The sequence below is a fragment of the Teichococcus wenyumeiae genome, from assembly GCF_003696345.1.
Lineage (GTDB): Bacteria > Pseudomonadota > Alphaproteobacteria > Acetobacterales > Acetobacteraceae > Pseudoroseomonas > Pseudoroseomonas wenyumeiae.
The window spans coordinates 446064-462072 of the sequence record NZ_RFLX01000002.1 but is presented as its reverse complement, the minus strand read 5'-3'; the positions used below and the strand labels follow the sequence as shown (position 1 = coordinate 462072).

The following is a 16009-nucleotide window of genomic DNA, read 5'->3' as shown; positions in this document are numbered from 1 at the left end:
ATGCGCCCGCGGCAGCGGCGATCGCATGCCACATGGTAATGTTCAGGCATGCAGGATGATGCCGGACCGCGCCGCCCGATCTCTTCCTCAGCCTGGACCGGGGTGCCTGATGAGCCGCCCTCGCGCTACAGCGGCTTCACTCCAACGCCCTACCAGCCGCCGGCGGACCCGGCCGAACGCCGCCAGCTTCTCATCCTCGGCGCATTGTTCCTGGTTTTCCTGCTGCTCAGCATCTGCTGCTGGTTCATGCTGAGCCTGCATTCCCCGCTCAGGCCATCGGTGGAGACAGGCCATACGGAGGCCCTGCACTTTCCCGCCGGCCGAGGGGGCAGGATGATGACCATCTACGTCCAGCCCGCCGAAGCCGTGGTCTGCATCGGGCTGTTTCTGGGAAGCGTCATCGCCCCCGGCTGCTATCTGGTGTGGGATGTCTTCCGGAAGCGCCGCCCGCCTCGCTGACCGGCCGAAAAACTCGAAGAAAAGAAGATGGGGGTCCGGGGGAATTCCTTCCCCCGGCCTTGCTTCAGTTCCGTATGCCGGCCCCAGCCGAGGCCAGCCCCGCCGGCGGCTCCACCGGCAGCACCTGTTCCTCCAGCTCGTTGAGGAAGTTCTCCGCCCAGCGCGCGGCCGTCTGTTCCTCCAGTCCCGCCATCATGCCGGCCCAGCGTTCCTTGCGCTCGCCCAGCGGCATTTTCAGCGCGCGGTGGAGCTGCTCGGCCATGGCCTCGGCATCCAGCGGGTTCACCAGCAGGGCGCCGTCCATGGTCTCGGCCGCGCCGGCGAAGGAGGAGAGCACCAGCACGCCAGGGTTTTCCGGGTCCTGGGCGGCAACGTATTCCTTGGCCACCAGGTTCATGCCGTCCCGCAGCGGCGTCACCAGCCCGACATCCGCCAGGCGGTAGAAGCCGGCCAGCGTATCCCGCGCCACCGCGCGGGCCACGTAGCGCACGGGCGTCCAGTCGAATTCCGCGTGGTCGCCGTTGATGCGGCCGGCCAGGGTGTCCAGTTCCCGCTTCAGGTCGCGGTAGCTGGCGACCTCGTTGCGGCTGCGCGCGGCGACCTGGAAGTAGGTGACCTTGTTCAGGTGCTCCGGGAAGTTGTCCAGCAAGGCGCCGAAGCCGCGCAGGCGGTGCGGCAGGCCCTTGGTGTAGTCCAGCCGCTCGGCGCCCACGATCAGCTTGCGGTCGCCCATGCTGGCCCTCATCCGTTGCGCGTCGGGACCGAAGGCCGACTTGCGCGCGACGGTCGCAAAGGCGCGGGTATCGATGCCGATGGCGTGATGGGACAGCTGCGTGCGGCGCTTCGGCCCCCAGGCGCTGCTGACCACGCCGCAATCGGCATCCGTCCGCAGGTCCAGGCCGTGGCGCAGGGAGTCGATCATGCCGCTGAGGTCGCGCTGCGTCTGCACGCCTACCAGGTCGTAGGCCAGTAGATCGCGCAGCAGCCTGTCGGCGTCCGGCAGGGCGGAAAAGACCGCCCAGGGCGGGAAGGGGATGTGCAGAAAGAAGCCGATACGCTGCTTGGCGCCCAGCGCCCGCAACTCGGCGCCCAGTGGAATCATCTGGTAGTCATGGATCCAGATGGTGTCATCCGGCCCCAGCAGCGGCATCAGCGCCTTGGCGAAGTCGCGGTTGACGCGCCGGTAGGCGTCGGCCTGCTTGCGGTCGTATTCCAGCAGCCCGATGCGGAAATGGAACAGCGGCCACAGGATGTTGTTGGAATAGCCGGCGTAGAAGCCTTTGTAATCGTTCTCGTTGAGGTCGATGGTGGCGTAGTCGATGCCCTGGTAGCGGACGGTCTTCAGCTCGCCGGTGGTAGGGCCCTTGGTGGTTTCCCCGCTCCAGCCGAACCAGAGGCCGCCATTGGACTTCAGCACATCCTTCAGTGCCACCGCCAGCCCGCCCGCCGTGGGTTCCCCACGGCGTGGCAGGGCGACGCGGTTCGAGACAACAATCAACCGCCCCACAGACCGTGCTCCCATGAACGGCTCAAACGCATCGCCGAGAGGATCAGGCCAACGTGCGAATAGGTCTGTGGAAAGTTCCCCCACAGATGGTTCCGCTTCGGGTCCAGGTCCTCGGCCAGCAGTCCCAGATGATTCCGGCACGACAAAATCCTCCCGAACATTGCTCGCGCTTCATCCTGCCGGCCCGCCGCGGCGAGCGCGTCCACATACCAGAATGAACAAACCAGGAAGGCGGTTTCAGGCCGCCCGAAATCGTCAGCCATATCGTAGCGATAGATGAAACCCTCATGCAGCAGCCGCTGCGTCACCCGGTCCAGGGTGCCGAGGAAGCGCGGGTCGGTGGCGGGCAGGAAGCCGATCTCCGCCAGCAGCAGCAGCGCCGCGTCCATGCCGTCCGACTCGAAGCTTTCCACGAAGCTGTTGAGGTGCGGGCGGAAGGCGCGCTCGCAGATAACGCCATGCAGGTTGCGGGCGGAGGCTGCCCAGCGCTCCGCTTCCTGCTCCAGCCCCAGGTGGCGGGCGATGCCGGACAGCCGCGCCAGCCCCGCCCAGCACATGGCGGCGGAGAAGGTATGGGTCCGCTCCCGCCCCCGGTATTCCCAGATGCCGGCATCGGGCTGCAGCGCCAGCTTCTCCGCCTGCTCGCCCAGCCGCTCCAGCAGCCGGAACAGCGGCTCGCCCGCCGGGCGGGGCAGGCGGCGGTCAAAGAACATCTGCGCCGCCGCCATGATGACGGAGCCATAGACGTCGTTCTGGATCTGCTCCGCCGCCGCATTGCCGACGCGCACCGGGCCCATGCCCAGGAAGCCGGGCAGCGCTTCCTCGATCCGCTCCGGCATGGGCAGGGAGGGCACCAGCGGGTAGCAGGGCCGCAGCACGCCGCCGGGGGAGATGGCCACCACGTTGGTCACGTAGCGGATGTAGTCCTCCATGGTGCGGGTGGTGCCGAGGCGGTTCAGCGCCTGCACTGTGAAGAAAGCATCCCGCAGCCAGCAGTAGCGGTAGTCCCAGTTGCGCTCGGTATCCGGCGCCTCGGGGATGGAGGTGGTCAGGGCGGCGACGACGGCCCCGGTTTCCTCGAAGGCGCACATCTTCAGCGTGATGGCGGCGCGGATCACCGCATCCTGCCATTCGAAGGGCAGGTGCAGCCCGCGCGACCAGTCCAGCCAGTAGCTGGTGGTGTGGCGGATGAAGTCCTCCACCAGGCTCTCGGTATTCTCCGGCACCGTCTCGTCGGGGCCGAGGATGATCGAGACCGGGCGGTCCAGCAGGAAGGGCGCTTCCTCCGCCAGGCAGACCAGCGGCGCATCGGTGGTGACGCGCAGCGCCTGGGTCTCGGTGAAGAAGCGCAGGTGGTTGCTGCCGGCGCGCTTGATCGGCGCGTCCTTGCCCCAGTCGCCACGCGGCCGCGCCCGCAGGCGGATCAGCGGCGTGCCGGAGAGCGGCTCGATCCGCCGCACCAGCATGGGCGGGCGGAAGCTGCGGCCGAAGCGGCTGAAGCGCGGCGCGGCATCGATGATGCGCAGCCGGGCGCCGTTCTCGTCCTCCAGCTCCGTTTCCAGCACGGCGGTGTTGCGGCGGTAGCTCTGGCGGCTGTGCTTCAGCCCGACCAGCTCCACTTCCATGAAGCCGTCCTCTGGCGCCTCGCCACCCAGCAGGGCGCAAAAGACGGGGTCGCCGTCGAGGCGCGGCCAGCAGAGCCAGGAGCAGCGGCCGATGCGGTCGAACAGCGCGGCAATGATGCCATTGCCGACGGGGGCGAGGTCGAGGGGCTGGCTCACGCCGTCCGCCTCATGCCGCTCCCTCGGCGGGTTGGGAGGCCGCGGGCAGGCTTTCCGCCAGGCGGCGCAGCCAGGCGCGCACATCGGCCGGGCCGGCCGGGAAGCGCTCCGGCACACGGTAGCCTTCGCCGCCATGGGCGCGGGCGGCGCGCATGCCGTCCTCATCCGTCACGTCGTCGCCGATGAAGACGGGGATGCGGCCGGCAAAGGGCGGGTGGCGCATCAGCCAGTCGGTGGCCACGCCCTTGTCGCTGCCCTTGGGGCGCAGCTCGGCCGCCGCATGGGCGGGGATGACCTGGAAGTGGGTGCCTTCCACCATCCGCTTCAGGAAGGCGGTGGCTTCCTCGCCGCGTTCCGGCACGGCGCGGAAATGCAGAACAAAACCGTAGTTCTTGTGCTCCAGCAGCATGCCGGGGCGGTCGGCGACGAATTCGGCGGCGGCCTCGCGCCAGCCTTCGGGCGGGCCGCTGGGCTCGGGCAGGGGCGGGATGGCGGCGCCGATGCCGGAAGCGTCGATCACGGTGCCATGCTCGCAGGCGAAGCCGACGGGCGGGTTGCCGGTCAGCCCACGCGCCACATCCAGCCCACGACCGGTGACGATGGCCACGGCGCCGCCCAGCTGCGCGGAGAGCCGCGCCAGCAGCGGCGGCAGGTCCGGCGGCACCACCACGGCATCAGGGCGCGGCGCGATGTCGATCAGCGTGCCGTCGAAATCCAGGAACAGGGCTGCGCGGGCACCGGGCAGCGGCGGCAGGTCGGAGGAGGCGGTCTGCGGCATGGCTTCCGATATGGCCGTGGTGGAGCCATCCGCAAACCCCAGGCAAGGGCGCCTTCAGGGCCCTGCCGCGATTTCGCCCTATTCCGCCGCGTTGATTGCCAATGTCACTTAGGCGTGAGGTGCCGTGGCGGCAGCCTCAGCGGCACTGCAACACGCGCAGGTCGTAGACCGGATGCTCCAGCATCGCGATGCCGGGGGCATTGGCGAACATCCAGCCCTGGAAGACCGGGCGGCCGCCGCTGCCCTCGCGGGTCTCATCCACCTGCAGCCAGGCGGCGGCATCGGGCACTTCCTCCGGCGGGCGGGCATTGCAGGCCTTCACGGTCACCCGCAGCGTGCCGAAGGTGATGGGCTGGTTCAGCCGCGCCTTCAGGATGGTGATGCGCGCCGTCACCTTGTCCAGCGCCTGCAGCTCCGCTTCCTGCTTCGGCTCCCAGCCCGCATCCATCTGGGCCAGGGCCGGAGAGGCGGTGAAGGGCAGCAGCGGGGCCGCGCAGCACAGCGCCGCCAGCAGGCCGAGCACCGCCCTCATGCCGCGCCGCCCCCGGCGTTCTTCTGGCGCGGGCTGGGCAGCGCTTCGACCAGCCCGGCCAGGATGCGGCGCATGGCGGCCTCGTCCACGCCCATCAGCACGGCATCCTCGAAGACATCGCGCAGCACCTGGGCCGCCTCCGCGTGGTTTTCCGCCAGCATCTTCAGCTTCTCCCGGCAGGAGACGGGCTGGCCGTCGGCGCCCGGCCAGACGGCCGGCGGCGCCGATCCTTCCGGGGTGGCGCTCATCGGGCCGGGGCGCCGCCGCGCGGGGCGGCCGGGGCCGGAGCGGGCTTGGCGTCCTCGTTGTTGTTCCGCTCTTCCTCGCTGCGGCTGGAAGCCAGCTCGGTCACCGAGAAGATGAAGCGGCCCAGCAGCGACTCCAGGCTGACGGCGGACTGGGTGATGGTGATCTGGTCACCGTTGGCCAGCACCTTCTCCTCCCCGCCCGGCACCAGCGCGACATACTTGCCGCCCAGCAGGCTTTCCGAGGTGATCTCGGCGGAGGTGTCGGTGGGCAGCTTCAGGTCGCCGTTCACCCGCAGCCGCAGCACGGCCAGGAAGGTGAGGGGGTCGATCCGCTGGTCCACCACGCTGCCGACCTTGACGCCGCCGATGCGGACATCGGCGCCGGGCTGCAGCCCGTCGATCCGGTCGAAGCGCGCGGACAGCTCGATCCCGTCGCTGCTGGCGAAGCTGCGGCCAGAGCTGCTGACGGCATAGATCAGGAAGCCAAGGGCAACCAACAGCACGACGGCGCCGGTCAGGATCTCGGCGAGGCTTCTACGTTGCATGGAACCGTTCAGCTACCTGGAGTCCAGGCTTCATAATCGCCCGTGGTCACCTGGCGGTGCCCCGTGGCGTGGTCATGGCCGACGGGACGGTAGGCCTGGGCCGTGCCGGTCGGATTGGGGCGGTGCTCCTGCTGCCACGGATACTTTTTCTTCTCCGACAGCGGGGCATCGGTGGTGTGGTGCAGCCAGGCATGCCACTCGGGCGGCACCTTGGTGGCTTCGGGCGTCCCGGAATAAACCACGTAGCGGCGCTTGCGGCCGTAGTTCAGCCAGTCGCGCTTGCTCTCGTAGTAGGTATTGCCGAAGCGGTCGGTGCCGATCTCGCTGACGGCGAAGCCAGTGGTCAGCCGATGCAGGAAGGACATGACGCGGTCGGTTCCATCAGGCAAAGGGGGGAAACAGTGTGGCGGCGCGGGGGCGCGTCCCGGCGCTTCCTTCGCACATGCAGGCGCCGCGCGAAAGGTCGGGGTTGCGTCGCACCATATCTGGGGCGCCTGAGTCGGATTCACCACCCGATGTGACTTCCGCCCCGCGCGGCCTCATCCTAGCATATGGACATGGAACGAATGGCAGGCACGGTCTGGGCGGGAATCGCGCTGCGGCGCATGCGGGCGCAGGCCGACCCGGATGCCGCCGCGCGCCCCGTGGCGCTGCCCGCGGCCTGGGAGGACGAGGCCGCGGCGGCTCTGGCCGCCCTGGCCCCAGGGCAGGGCTCCGTCTCCCTGCCGGCGCTGGCCCAGGGCTGGATCGGCCGGCTGGTGGCCCAGGGCCGCAAGCTTTCCCTGCTGGATGAAGCCGGCGGCGCCGCGCTCTCCGGGGCGCTGCACGCCCTGGTGCTGGAGCGCCGGGGCGCCCCCGGCGCCGCCACCTGGCGCAACGAGCCCAAGGCCGAGCCGCGCTTCGTGCTGAACCTGCCGGCCTTCCTGGATGATGCCGGCGGCTTCGACATCCCGGCCTATGCCGGTGCCGTGGCCACCGCCGTCCAGGCGCTGGATATCCTCACCGCCGGCAAGGCCATGGCGCTGCGACTCGGCTTCGCCGACCTCGCTGGGCTGCTGGCGGCGCTGGGCCTGCCCTATGATTCCGCCGCCGCGCGCGATGCCGCCGCCTGCCTGACCGCCCTGACCCGTGGTGCCGCCGAGGCCGCCAGCGCCGAGCTGGCGCAGCGCCAGGGCCCGCGCGAATCCGCCTGCCTCTTCTGGCCGACCCCGCCGGCCGCCTGCGCCGTGCCCGGCCTCGCCGCCGCCGCGCGGGAAGCGCTGGAGCGGGCCGGCCGCTCCGGCGGGCTGCGCCATGCCGCCCTGCTGGCCCTAACCCCCGTCGATGCCGCCGAGGGGCTGCTGGGCGCCGAGACCGGCGGCCTCGCCCCGGCCCAGGGGCCCACCCGCTTCGTGCATGGCCCGGATGGCCGCGCCGCCGAGCAGCCCACCCGTGCCGCCCGCCGCGCCGCCGCGCTGGGCTTCCCCGCCGAGTCGCTGCTGGCCCCGGTGCCCGCCGCCGCCCGCGCGGCCATGGAAGCCGCCGTGCGCCCCTACCTCCATGCCGCCGCCCCGGCGCCGGCCGCGCAGCCGCAGCCGGCCCGGCCGCTGCCGCCGCCGCGCCCGGCCACCGCCCGTGGGCAGGTCTGGCGCGTGACCCTGGCCGGCCACCGCGTGACCCTGACCACCACCGAGGCACCCGATGGCGGCTTGGCCAGCATCGGCCTGGCCATGGCGCGTGATGGCGCCGCCTTCCGCGGGCTGATGGACAGCTTTGTTCATGTGGTGAACCTCGGCCTCGCGCGCGGCATGCCGCTGTCGGACTATGTGCAGGCCGTGGCCTATGGCCAGGGCGGCCCCTGCGGCACCGTGGAGGGTGACCCGGAGATCCGCCGCGCCACCTCGGTGCTGGACTGGGCCTTCCGCCGCCTCGCCTGCGCTTACCTCGATGGCGCCGAGGCCCGCCACCTCTGGCCCGACCCGTCCGAGGAAGACTGCGCCACCGGCACCGCCCCCGTGCGGGCCGATGCGCCGCAGCTGCCCCTGGCGCTGCCCGCCAAGCCCAGCCCCGCCGCCCGGCGGAGCCGGTTGCGGCTGGTGGGCTGACCCTCTTTTTCTCCCCAGGAGTGCCTTGATGACCGGAACCGTTGAAGGGCGCCTCGCCGCGCTCGGCATCACGCTGCCCACGCCGGCCGCGCCCATCGCCAACTACGTCGGCTTCAACTTCGCCGGCCCCAACCTGCTGGTGGTCTCCGGCCAGATCCCGCTGGTGGAGGGCAAGATCGCCTGCACCGGCAAGGTCGGCGCGGGGGTCTCGGTGGAGCAGGCCACGGCGGCCGCCCGCATCTGCCTGATCAATGTGGTGGCGCAGGTGAAGGCGGCGGTGGGCGACCTGGACCGCGTGAAGCGCGTGGTGCGCCTGGGCGGCTTCATCGCCGCCGGGCCGGAATTCACCCAGCACGCGCTGGTGATGAACGGCGCCTCCGACCTCGCGGTGGAAGTGTTCGGTGAGGCCGGGCGGCATGCCCGCTCCACCATCGGCGTGCCCTCCCTGCCCGGGGATGCGGCGGTCGAGGTGGAAGGCATGTTCGAGATCGCCTGATGATGCTCGCCGAACTGGAGGTCACCGACAGCGCCGACCCAAGCATCGCGCAGGCGCTGCTGGATGGGTTGCTGGGGCATAACGCCCGCTTCGCCGGGGCGCCGGACAGCCGTCCGCTCTCCGTCGTGGTGCGGGACCCGGCCTCCGGCGCGGTGCGGGGCGGCCTGACCGGCCGCACCCGCTACGGCTGGCTCTATGTCGATACCTTCTACCTGCCCGAGGACCTGCGCGGCGGCGGCCAGGGCGCCCGCATCCTGGGCGCGGCGGAGGATGAGGCACGGGCGCGCGGCTGTGTCGGCAGCTACCTGGATACGCTGAGCTTCCAGGCCGCCGGCTTCTACGAGAAGCAGGGCTACCACCGCGTCGGCACGCTGCCGGACTATCCGCGCCCCGGCCAGGCCAAGTATTTCTACATGAAGCGCTTCGCCGCCGCCTGAGCCTTGCCGCGCGCCCCTCGCATCCGCACATCTGCGGCGGCCTGCAAGCGGGGGTGAATGCGTGTCCGGACTGCTGAGGATCGGCGAGGAACTGAGCAGCGGTGCCGTCCGCCTCGTCACCGACATGGCCGACGAGGCCGAGCGGCTGCTCAACGAAACCACGCTGCGCATCGCCATCACCGGTCTCAGCCGCTCCGGCAAGACGGTCTTCATCACCTCGCTCATCGCCAATCTGCTGGCCATGGGGCGGGGGCGGCAGACCCTGCCGGCGCTCTCCGCGCTGCTGGAACGCCAGGGCACGGTGCTGCGCGGCGTGCGGCTGGAGCCTGCCGGCACCCAGGCGCTGGACTGGTTCGATGCCGCCGACAAGATCCGCGACCTCGCCGGTGCCCAGCCGCATTGGCCGCCGCGCACCAGCGACCTCGCCAGTGCCAGCCTGACGCTGGAACTCAGCCGCAGCGGCCCGATGCGCCTGCTGGGCTCCCGCCGCGTGCGGCTGGACCTGCTGGATTACCCCGGCGAATGGCTGCTGGACCTGCCGCTGCTGGACCAGGATTTTTCCCAGTGGTCCGCCGCTACTCTGGCCCTGCTGCGGGCGGAACCGCGCGCGGCGGTGGCGGGGGAGTTCCTGGATTTCGTCGCCGCCCTGGACCCCACGGCCGTGGCGGATGAGGCCGTGGCCCGGCGCGGCTACCGTCTGTACCTGACGCTGCTGGAGCAGGCGCGGGACCGCTTCGGCCTGCGCTGGCTGCAGCCCGGCCGCTTCCTGCGCCCCGGCCCGCGCGGCGAGAGCCCGATGATGTGGTTCTTTCCCCTGCCCGGGGATGGCCCGGCGCCCTCCGGCAGCCTGCGAGACCTGCTGGCGCGGCGCTTCGTCGCCTATCGCGACGACATGCGGCAGAATTTCTTCGACCCCTGGTTCGCCCGCTTCGACCGGCAGGTGGTGCTGGTGGATGTGCTGGGCGCGCTCTGGGCCGGGCAGGGGGCCTTCGAGGATACCCGCCATGCCGTGGCGCAGATCGCGGCGGCCTATGATGCGCGCTCCCGCTCCCGCTGGCTGGGCCTGTCCACGCTGAAGCGGGTGGGCTTCGTGGCCTCCAAGGCCGACCATGTGCCCGCCGCCCAGCGCCCGGCGCTGGAAAGCCTCTTCTCCGCCATGATGGCCATGCCCGGCGAGGACCGCCGCACCACCACCCACCGCGCCATCGCCGCCCTGCGCTGCACAGAGGACGCGGTGCATGACGGCCTGCCCGTGGTGCTGGGCGTGCCGCTGGGGGAGGAACGGCGCCGCCCCTTCCGCCCCGGCCATATCCCCTCCGCCCCACCGCCGCCGGGCGACCCCTTCTGGTCCCGGCCCTTCTTTGAATTGCCTGCCCTGCGCCCGCCGCTGATCGACCCCGATGGCCGCGACGGCCTGCCGCATCTCGGCATGGATACGCTGCTGGCCTGGCTGCTGGAGGATGCCCTGTGACCCCGCAAACCCCCGGCTGGGCCGATGAGCCCGCGGCGCCCGCCGCCCCCCGCACCGCCACCGCCACCCCGCCGCCAGACCTTGGCCCCGCATTGCTGGATGCCGACTTCGGCGGCCCCATCGAGCATGGCGTGCCGGCGGTGATCGACCTGCCGCTGGAAAAGCCACCCTCCTGGTTCGGGGCGCTGGGGCTGCTGGCGGGGGCCGGGGCGGCGCTGGTGCTGGGCACCTTCGGGCTCGGCCTCGCGCTGATGCTGCGGGACCTTTTCGCGGCCTCCCCCGTGCTGGGCTGGCTGGGCGCGGCGCTGGGCGCGGGCGCCGGCGGCGCGGTGCTGCTGGCGCTGGGGCGTGAATGGCGCGCCCTGCGCCGCCTGAAGGCGCTGGACCAGCTGGCGCGGGACCTGCGCACCACCCCCGGCACCGTCGCCCCGCCCGCCGCCCTGCTGCAATGGGCGCAGGATGTCGGCAAGCGCGTGCCGGAAGCCGTGCCCGCCGCCGCCCAGATGCTGCGCGCCACCACGCTGGAGGAAGCCCTGGGCCTGATGAACACCGCCCTGCTGCCGGTGCTGGATGCGCGGGTGAAGGCACTGGGCTGGCAATCGGCGCGGCAGGTCTTCGTGGTCACGGCCATTCTGCCCTCGCCGGCCATGGATGCGGCGGCCATGTCCCTGCTGGGCCTGCGGCTGATGCGGCAGGTGGCGGTGCTGCACGGGCTGCGCCCCGGCACCGCCATGCTCTGGCGGCTGCTGCGGCGCCTGACGGTCTCCGCCGGCCTGACCGCCGGCGCCGACCTGGTGGCCGAGGCCGGGGCCGAGCAGGTGGTCCATGGCCTGGCCTCCAAGGTGGTGGGCGGCGCGGCCGGCGCCACCATCGCGGCGCGGCGCATGCTCCGCCTGGCGGGCGCCACCGCCGCGGCCTGCCGTCCTGGTGATGACAGCCGCCGGTAAGCTGCCATATCTCTGTTGCCATGGCAGACAATCAGACCGAGCTGACCCTGCGGCTGCATCCGGCGATCGCCGAGATCGCGGCCCCGGAGTGGGATGCCTGTGCCGGCGACGGCAACCCCTTCGTCAGCCATGCCTTCCTGCTGGCCCTGGAGGAATCCGGCTCCGCCAGCGCCCGCACCGGGTGGTTGCCGCAGCACGCCGCGCTGCGGGACCCGGCGGGCAGGCTGGTGGCCGTCGCCCCCGCCTATGCCAAGGGGCATTCCTACGGCGAGTATGTCTTCGACCACGCCTGGGCCAATGCCTTCGAGCGCGCGGGGGGCCGCTACTACCCCAAGCTCCAGGTGGCCTCGCCCTTCAGCCCGGTGCCTGGCCCCCGGCTGCTGGTGCGCGACGGCATCCCCCAATCCGCCCTGGCCGGCGCGCTGGCGCAGGCGACCGAGGCGCTCGACCTTTCCTCCTGCCATGTCACCTTCTGCACCGAGGCCGAGTGGAACACCCTGGGCGAGGCCGGCTGGCTGCGCCGCCTCGGCACCCAGTTCCATTGGCACAACAACGGCTATGCCGATTTCGAGGGCTTCCTCGCCGCCCTGTCCTCCCGCAAGCGCAAGCAGATCCGGCGGGAGCGGCGGGACGCCCAATCCGCCGGCCTGACCTTCCGCGCCCTGCGCGGCGCCGAGATCACGCCGCGGCACTGGAAGACCTTCCACAAGTGCTACATGGACACCGTGGACCGGAAATGGGGCAGCGCCTACCTGACCGCCCGCTTCTGGCCCCTGCTGGCCGAGCGCCTGGGCGACCGCGTGGTGCTGATGGTGGCGGAACGTGACGGCGAGCCCGTGGCCGGCGCCCTGAACCTGATGGGCAAGGATGCCCTCTACGGCCGCAACTGGGGCGCGCTGGTGGAGGCGCCCTTCCTGCATTTCGAGCTGTGCTATTACCAGGCCATTGACTTCGCCATCGCCCATGGCCTGTCCCGCGTCGAGGCCGGCGCCCAGGGCGAGCACAAGATCCAGCGCGGCTACCTGCCTTCGCCCACCTATTCCGCGCATTTCATTCCCCATGGCGGGCTGCGGCGCGCGGTGGCGGAATTCCTGGAACAGGAACGGCCCGCCATGCTGGAGCATATGGCGGAACTGGCCAGCCTCTCGCCTTTCCGGCAGGAAGGAGATTGAAGGCCGGGGGAATGAATTCCCCCAGACCCCCTTCTTTTTTCTTCGAGTCCAGGAATGCGGGGCTGCTGACGCCGTGCCGAAAGTGAAGCGCCCCAGGCCGGATCGGGCGGAACTGCCAGGGACCGCCAGATGCTGACAGCCTATGCCCAGCTCGCCAGTTCCATGGCGCTGGTGGGGGCCAATGTGGCGGTGGCCAAGCTGCTGGCCAATGCGCTGCCCATCGCCCTGATCGTCGGCCTGCGCTGCCTGCTGGCCTGCGCCATCCTCTGGCCCCTGGCGCGGCTGCGGGAAGGCCGGGTGCGGCCATCCCCGGCCGCCTTGCGCAACCTGGCCTTGCAGGCGGCGCTGGGCACGCTGCTCTACAACGCGGCGCTGCTGACCGGCCTGCGCTTCACCACGGCGCTGGAAGCGGGCCTGGTGCTGGCCACCCTGCCGGCGGTCATCGCCCTCGGCTCCGCGCTCTGGCTGCGGGAGCGGCTGGCGCCCCGCCAATGGGGCGCGGCGGCGCTGGCGGTGGGCGGCATGGCCGCCATCACCCTGGCCCGCACCGAAACCTCCTCCGGCGGCAGTCTGCTGGGCAATGCCCTGATCTTTGTCGCCGTGTGCGGTGAAGGCGCCTATGTGCTGCTGGCCAAGCGCCTCTCCGGCCATCTGCCGGTGGTGACGGCCTCCTTCTGGATGCAGTTCTTCTCGGCCGCCATGCTGCTGCCCTTCTGCCTGCCCGTGCTGGGCGCGGCGGCGGCGCTGGCGGACCCCACCATCGCCGGCCTGCTGGTCTTCCACAGCGTCACCGCCAGCGTGCTCTGCCTGCTGCTCTGGTATGCCGGGCTGCTGCGCGCTCCCGCCGGTGTCGCCGGGATCTTCACTACCTTCCTGCCGGCGACCTCCGCCGTGCTGGCGGTGCTGGTGTTGGGCGAGCATTTTTCCCGCTTTCATCTGCTCGGGCTGGCACTGATGCTGGCCAGCATCGGACTCGCAACCTGGCCGGAGAAGCGTCGCGGATGAGAGCCTGGCTGGCATGCACCGGGCAGGAGCTTCGCGCGGTCGCGCCCGAGGATCTGGCGGCGAAACTGGCCGTCACTCAATCCCGTCGCTTTCGCGGTGTGGAGCCAGAACAGATCGATTCCTGGACCGCCAGTTTGCGCAGCCTGCGGCAGGCCGTCATGCATCCGGGCGGCGAGCACTGGCACGTCCTGCTGGAATACGACCTGCTTCGGCTGGAGCGCCGCATCGATGCGGTGCTGCTGACCGACCGCGCCATTCTGGTGCTGGAGTTCAAGCACGGCGCCAGATCCTTCCATGCTGAGGATCTGCGCCAGACGGAGGACTATGCCCTCGACCTGCGCGACTTCCATGCGGGCAGCCGGGCGCATCCCATTGTTCCGGTGCTGGTCGCTACCCACGCGCCACCACCACGAAATGACTGGCCGCTGCCGCTGCCGGGCGTGACCCCGGTGCTGCGGGCCAGCGCCACAACCCTGCCGGACTTGGTGGCGCAGGCGCAGCAGCATTTCATGATCACGACCCCACCGCTCGATGGCGAAGCCTGGGCTGATGCGGCTTACCGGCCTGTACCTGGCATCATTGATGCCGCCAGGCTGATGTTTGCCCGTCATGGTGTCGAGGACATCGCGGCGGCCCGCGCCGATACCGCCAATCTCACCCGCACCACCGCCGCCATCCGTCATGCCGTGGCCGAGGCACGGGAGGCAGGGCGGCGGTACGTGGTCTTCGTCACCGGCATTCCCGGCGCCGGCAAGACCTTGTGCGGCCTCAACGTGGTTTTTGGAGAGGACGAGACCAACGCCGCCTTCCTGACCGGCAATGCACCCCTGGTCGCGGTGTTGCGGGAAGCCTTGGCGAGAGATGCGCGGGCAAGTCAGGGCCGCCGTCAGCCGGCGCGGCAGGGGCGGGGCTTCCTGCAGAATGTGCACCGCTTTCTGGAAGCCCATGCGGGAAACGCCGCCCCGCCACCAGAGCATCTGGTTGTCTTTGATGAAGCGCAGCGCGCTTGGGATGCCGCGCAGGCGACGCGAGACACGCAGCGCCGGCAATCCGTGCTCAGTGTTTCCGAGCCCGCGCATATGCTGGAGATCATGTCGCGCCTGCCGGGTTGGGCGGTGATCGTCGCCCTGGTCGGCAATGGGCAGGAGATCAACACGGGTGAGGCCGGCCTGGCGGAATGGGGCCGTGTCATCGCAGCCTCGGGAGGGGCATGGCAGGCTGTGGCAGCCCCGCGCGTGCTGGATGCTACTGAGCCAGCGCAACAGCTCGCCCGCTCTCCGGCACCACCTTGGCTCAAGCTGGAACCAGCCTTGGACCTGACAGTGCCGATCCGCTCTGTGCGTGACACCGCCGGGGCCGCCTGGGTGGATGCGGTCCTGTCCGACCGTCCCGCAGCGGCTGTGGAGATCGCGGCCTCGGCGGATCTGCCTTTCTACGTGACGCGCGATCTGGCCGCGGCAAGGGCAGCGTTACGCCGCATGGCGCGGGGGCTGCGGCGGGCGGGCCTGGTATGTTCCTCCGGCGCCCGGCGGCTGCGCGCGGATGGGCTTGGCCATGTGCTGCATGGGCCGGACGAAGCGGTACGGTGGTTTCTGGACCGCTGGCCCGATGTCAGGGCTTCGGATGCCCTGGAAGTCTGCGCCACCGAATATGCCTGCCAAGGCCTGGAACTTGATCTCGTGGGCCTGGCCTGGGGCGGCGATTTCATCCGGAGCGGCGCCGGCTGGCAGGCCCGGGCCTTTGCCGGCACGCGCTGGAACCTGGTGCAGAAGGAGGAAGAGAAGCTCTTCATCCGCAACACCTATCGCGTTCTGATGACACGGGGGCGCTATGAGACCGTGCTCTGGGTGCCGCCGGGGGAGGATGCCGACCGCACCCGCCCTGCCACCGAATTCGATGCCATTGCCGCCCATCTCCTCGCCTGCGGTGCGCGGCCGCTGGAGATGTGGCGGGATGAGGCAGCGCCGGCGTTGCCGCCCCTGCTGCTTTAGCTGGAGCTGGCGGTCACAGCCCCGCCGGCAGAGAGCGCTTCCTGCAGCCGCTTCTCCTGCTCGGGCGAAAGCGAGGTCCGCAGCACCTTGCCCTTGAGGCCGGAGAATTCCGCCAGCACCTTCTCCGGCTGCGCCTTGCGCACCAGCACGAAGAGCGCCGAGGAATTGGCCGGGATGGTCTCGCCCAGCGATTTGATGAAGTTGTCGTCTATGCCGTAATCCATCAGCGAGCCGGAGATCGCGCCCGTGCCGGCCCCAATGGCGCCACCGATCACGAAGCCTGCCAGCGGGTTCAGGAACAGCAGCCCCACCAACGCGCCCCAGAGGCCGCCGGATGTCAGACCAGAGGTGGCACCGATGGCCGTCAGGTTGAAGCTTTGCTTCATGTGCAGTTTGCCGCTTTCGTCGCGGACCACGACCACGGCATCCTCAAGGTCGATCAGGTATTCACGTCGCAGTTGCGCCAGCCGCAGCAGCACCTTGTCCGCTTCATCGGGCTTATCGAAGCCCACCACGATCAGATCGGCCATTGCTGTGTCCTTCTCGTCAGATTGTC

At 70.7% G+C, this 16009-nt stretch carries 17 protein-coding genes; 9 read left to right on the top strand and 8 right to left on the bottom strand.

What is annotated here, in order from left to right; translation table 11 throughout:
* The first annotated feature begins 48 nt into the window (after positions 1-48).
* Positions 49-459, top strand: a complete 411-nt coding sequence (locus EBE87_RS05200; RefSeq protein WP_120639726.1) for a hypothetical protein — start codon at positions 49-51, stop codon at positions 457-459.
* A gap of 64 nt (positions 460-523) precedes the next feature.
* Here the strand turns inward: EBE87_RS05200 and EBE87_RS05195 are convergent, their stop codons facing one another.
* The 7 genes from EBE87_RS05195 to EBE87_RS05165 all read right to left on the bottom strand — a co-directional run bounded on the left by EBE87_RS05195 (position 524) and on the right by EBE87_RS05165 (position 6215).
* On the bottom strand, positions 524-1966 hold the full coding sequence (locus tag EBE87_RS05195; RefSeq protein WP_120639725.1) for an alpha,alpha-trehalose-phosphate synthase (UDP-forming): 1443 nt from the start codon (positions 1964-1966) through the stop codon (positions 524-526).
* The gene (locus tag EBE87_RS05190; protein ID WP_120639724.1) at positions 1954-3747 is read right to left on the bottom strand and encodes a glycoside hydrolase family 15 protein; all 1794 of its coding nucleotides are present in this window, start codon (positions 3745-3747) and stop codon (positions 1954-1956) included. The genes EBE87_RS05195 and EBE87_RS05190 overlap by 13 nt, the downstream gene beginning before the upstream one ends.
* 10 nt (positions 3748-3757) lie before the next feature.
* Positions 3758-4525, bottom strand: coding sequence for a trehalose-phosphatase (otsB, locus tag EBE87_RS05185; RefSeq protein WP_120639723.1), 768 nt, complete (start codon positions 4523-4525; stop codon positions 3758-3760).
* Positions 4526-4661: 136 nt separating this feature from the next.
* Positions 4662-5057: a DUF2155 domain-containing protein gene (locus EBE87_RS05180; RefSeq protein WP_120639722.1), complete on the bottom strand. Its 396-nt coding sequence runs from the start codon at positions 5055-5057 to the stop codon at positions 4662-4664.
* Positions 5054-5305, bottom strand: coding sequence for a hypothetical protein (locus EBE87_RS05175; protein ID WP_120639721.1), 252 nt, complete (start codon positions 5303-5305; stop codon positions 5054-5056). The genes EBE87_RS05180 and EBE87_RS05175 overlap by 4 nt, the downstream gene beginning before the upstream one ends.
* Positions 5302-5850 (bottom strand): outer membrane lipid asymmetry maintenance protein MlaD, encoded by a 549-nt coding sequence (gene mlaD / locus EBE87_RS05170; RefSeq protein ID WP_120639720.1) that lies wholly within the window; start codon positions 5848-5850, stop codon positions 5302-5304. The genes EBE87_RS05175 and mlaD overlap by 4 nt, the downstream gene beginning before the upstream one ends.
* An 8-nt stretch (positions 5851-5858) precedes the next feature.
* The gene (locus EBE87_RS05165; RefSeq protein ID WP_120639719.1) at positions 5859-6215 is read right to left on the bottom strand and encodes an NADH:ubiquinone oxidoreductase subunit NDUFA12; all 357 of its coding nucleotides are present in this window, start codon (positions 6213-6215) and stop codon (positions 5859-5861) included.
* A gap of 192 nt (positions 6216-6407) precedes the next feature.
* Between EBE87_RS05165 and EBE87_RS30280 the strand changes: the two genes are divergently transcribed.
* The 8 genes from EBE87_RS30280 (at position 6408) to EBE87_RS05125 (ending at position 15453) form a co-directional block, all read left to right on the top strand.
* Entirely contained in the window at positions 6408-7934 is a 1527-nt protein-coding gene (locus EBE87_RS30280; RefSeq protein ID WP_147465022.1) for a hypothetical protein, read from the top strand.
* 28 nt (positions 7935-7962) lie between these two features.
* Positions 7963-8430, top strand: a complete 468-nt coding sequence (locus EBE87_RS05155) for a RidA family protein (protein ID WP_120641133.1) — start codon at positions 7963-7965, stop codon at positions 8428-8430.
* Complete coding sequence (locus EBE87_RS05150) at positions 8430-8867, top strand: GNAT family N-acetyltransferase (RefSeq protein WP_233553530.1); 438 nt, start codon at positions 8430-8432, stop codon at positions 8865-8867. The genes EBE87_RS05155 and EBE87_RS05150 overlap by 1 nt, the downstream gene beginning before the upstream one ends.
* A gap of 61 nt (positions 8868-8928) precedes the next feature.
* The gene (locus EBE87_RS05145) at positions 8929-10338 is read left to right on the top strand and encodes a YcjX family protein (protein ID WP_233553529.1); all 1410 of its coding nucleotides are present in this window, start codon (positions 8929-8931) and stop codon (positions 10336-10338) included.
* The gene (locus EBE87_RS05140; RefSeq protein ID WP_122139913.1) at positions 10335-11285 is read left to right on the top strand and encodes a DUF697 domain-containing protein; all 951 of its coding nucleotides are present in this window, start codon (positions 10335-10337) and stop codon (positions 11283-11285) included. The genes EBE87_RS05145 and EBE87_RS05140 overlap by 4 nt, the downstream gene beginning before the upstream one ends.
* Positions 11286-11305: 20 nt before the next feature.
* On the top strand, positions 11306-12457 hold the full coding sequence (locus EBE87_RS05135) for a GNAT family N-acetyltransferase (RefSeq protein ID WP_120639225.1): 1152 nt from the start codon (positions 11306-11308) through the stop codon (positions 12455-12457).
* A 129-nt stretch (positions 12458-12586) separates the two neighbouring features.
* Positions 12587-13462, top strand: a complete 876-nt coding sequence (locus tag EBE87_RS05130) for a DMT family transporter (protein ID WP_120639224.1) — start codon at positions 12587-12589, stop codon at positions 13460-13462.
* Entirely contained in the window at positions 13459-15453 is a 1995-nt protein-coding gene (locus EBE87_RS05125) for a DUF2075 domain-containing protein (RefSeq protein ID WP_120639223.1), read from the top strand. The genes EBE87_RS05130 and EBE87_RS05125 overlap by 4 nt, the downstream gene beginning before the upstream one ends.
* Here EBE87_RS05125 and EBE87_RS05120 read toward each other — a convergent pair.
* The gene (locus EBE87_RS05120) at positions 15450-15983 is read right to left on the bottom strand and encodes a DUF1269 domain-containing protein (RefSeq protein WP_120639222.1); all 534 of its coding nucleotides are present in this window, start codon (positions 15981-15983) and stop codon (positions 15450-15452) included. The two genes, EBE87_RS05125 and EBE87_RS05120, sit on opposite strands and share 4 nt — an antisense overlap.
* Positions 15984-16009 lie beyond the last annotated feature (26 nt).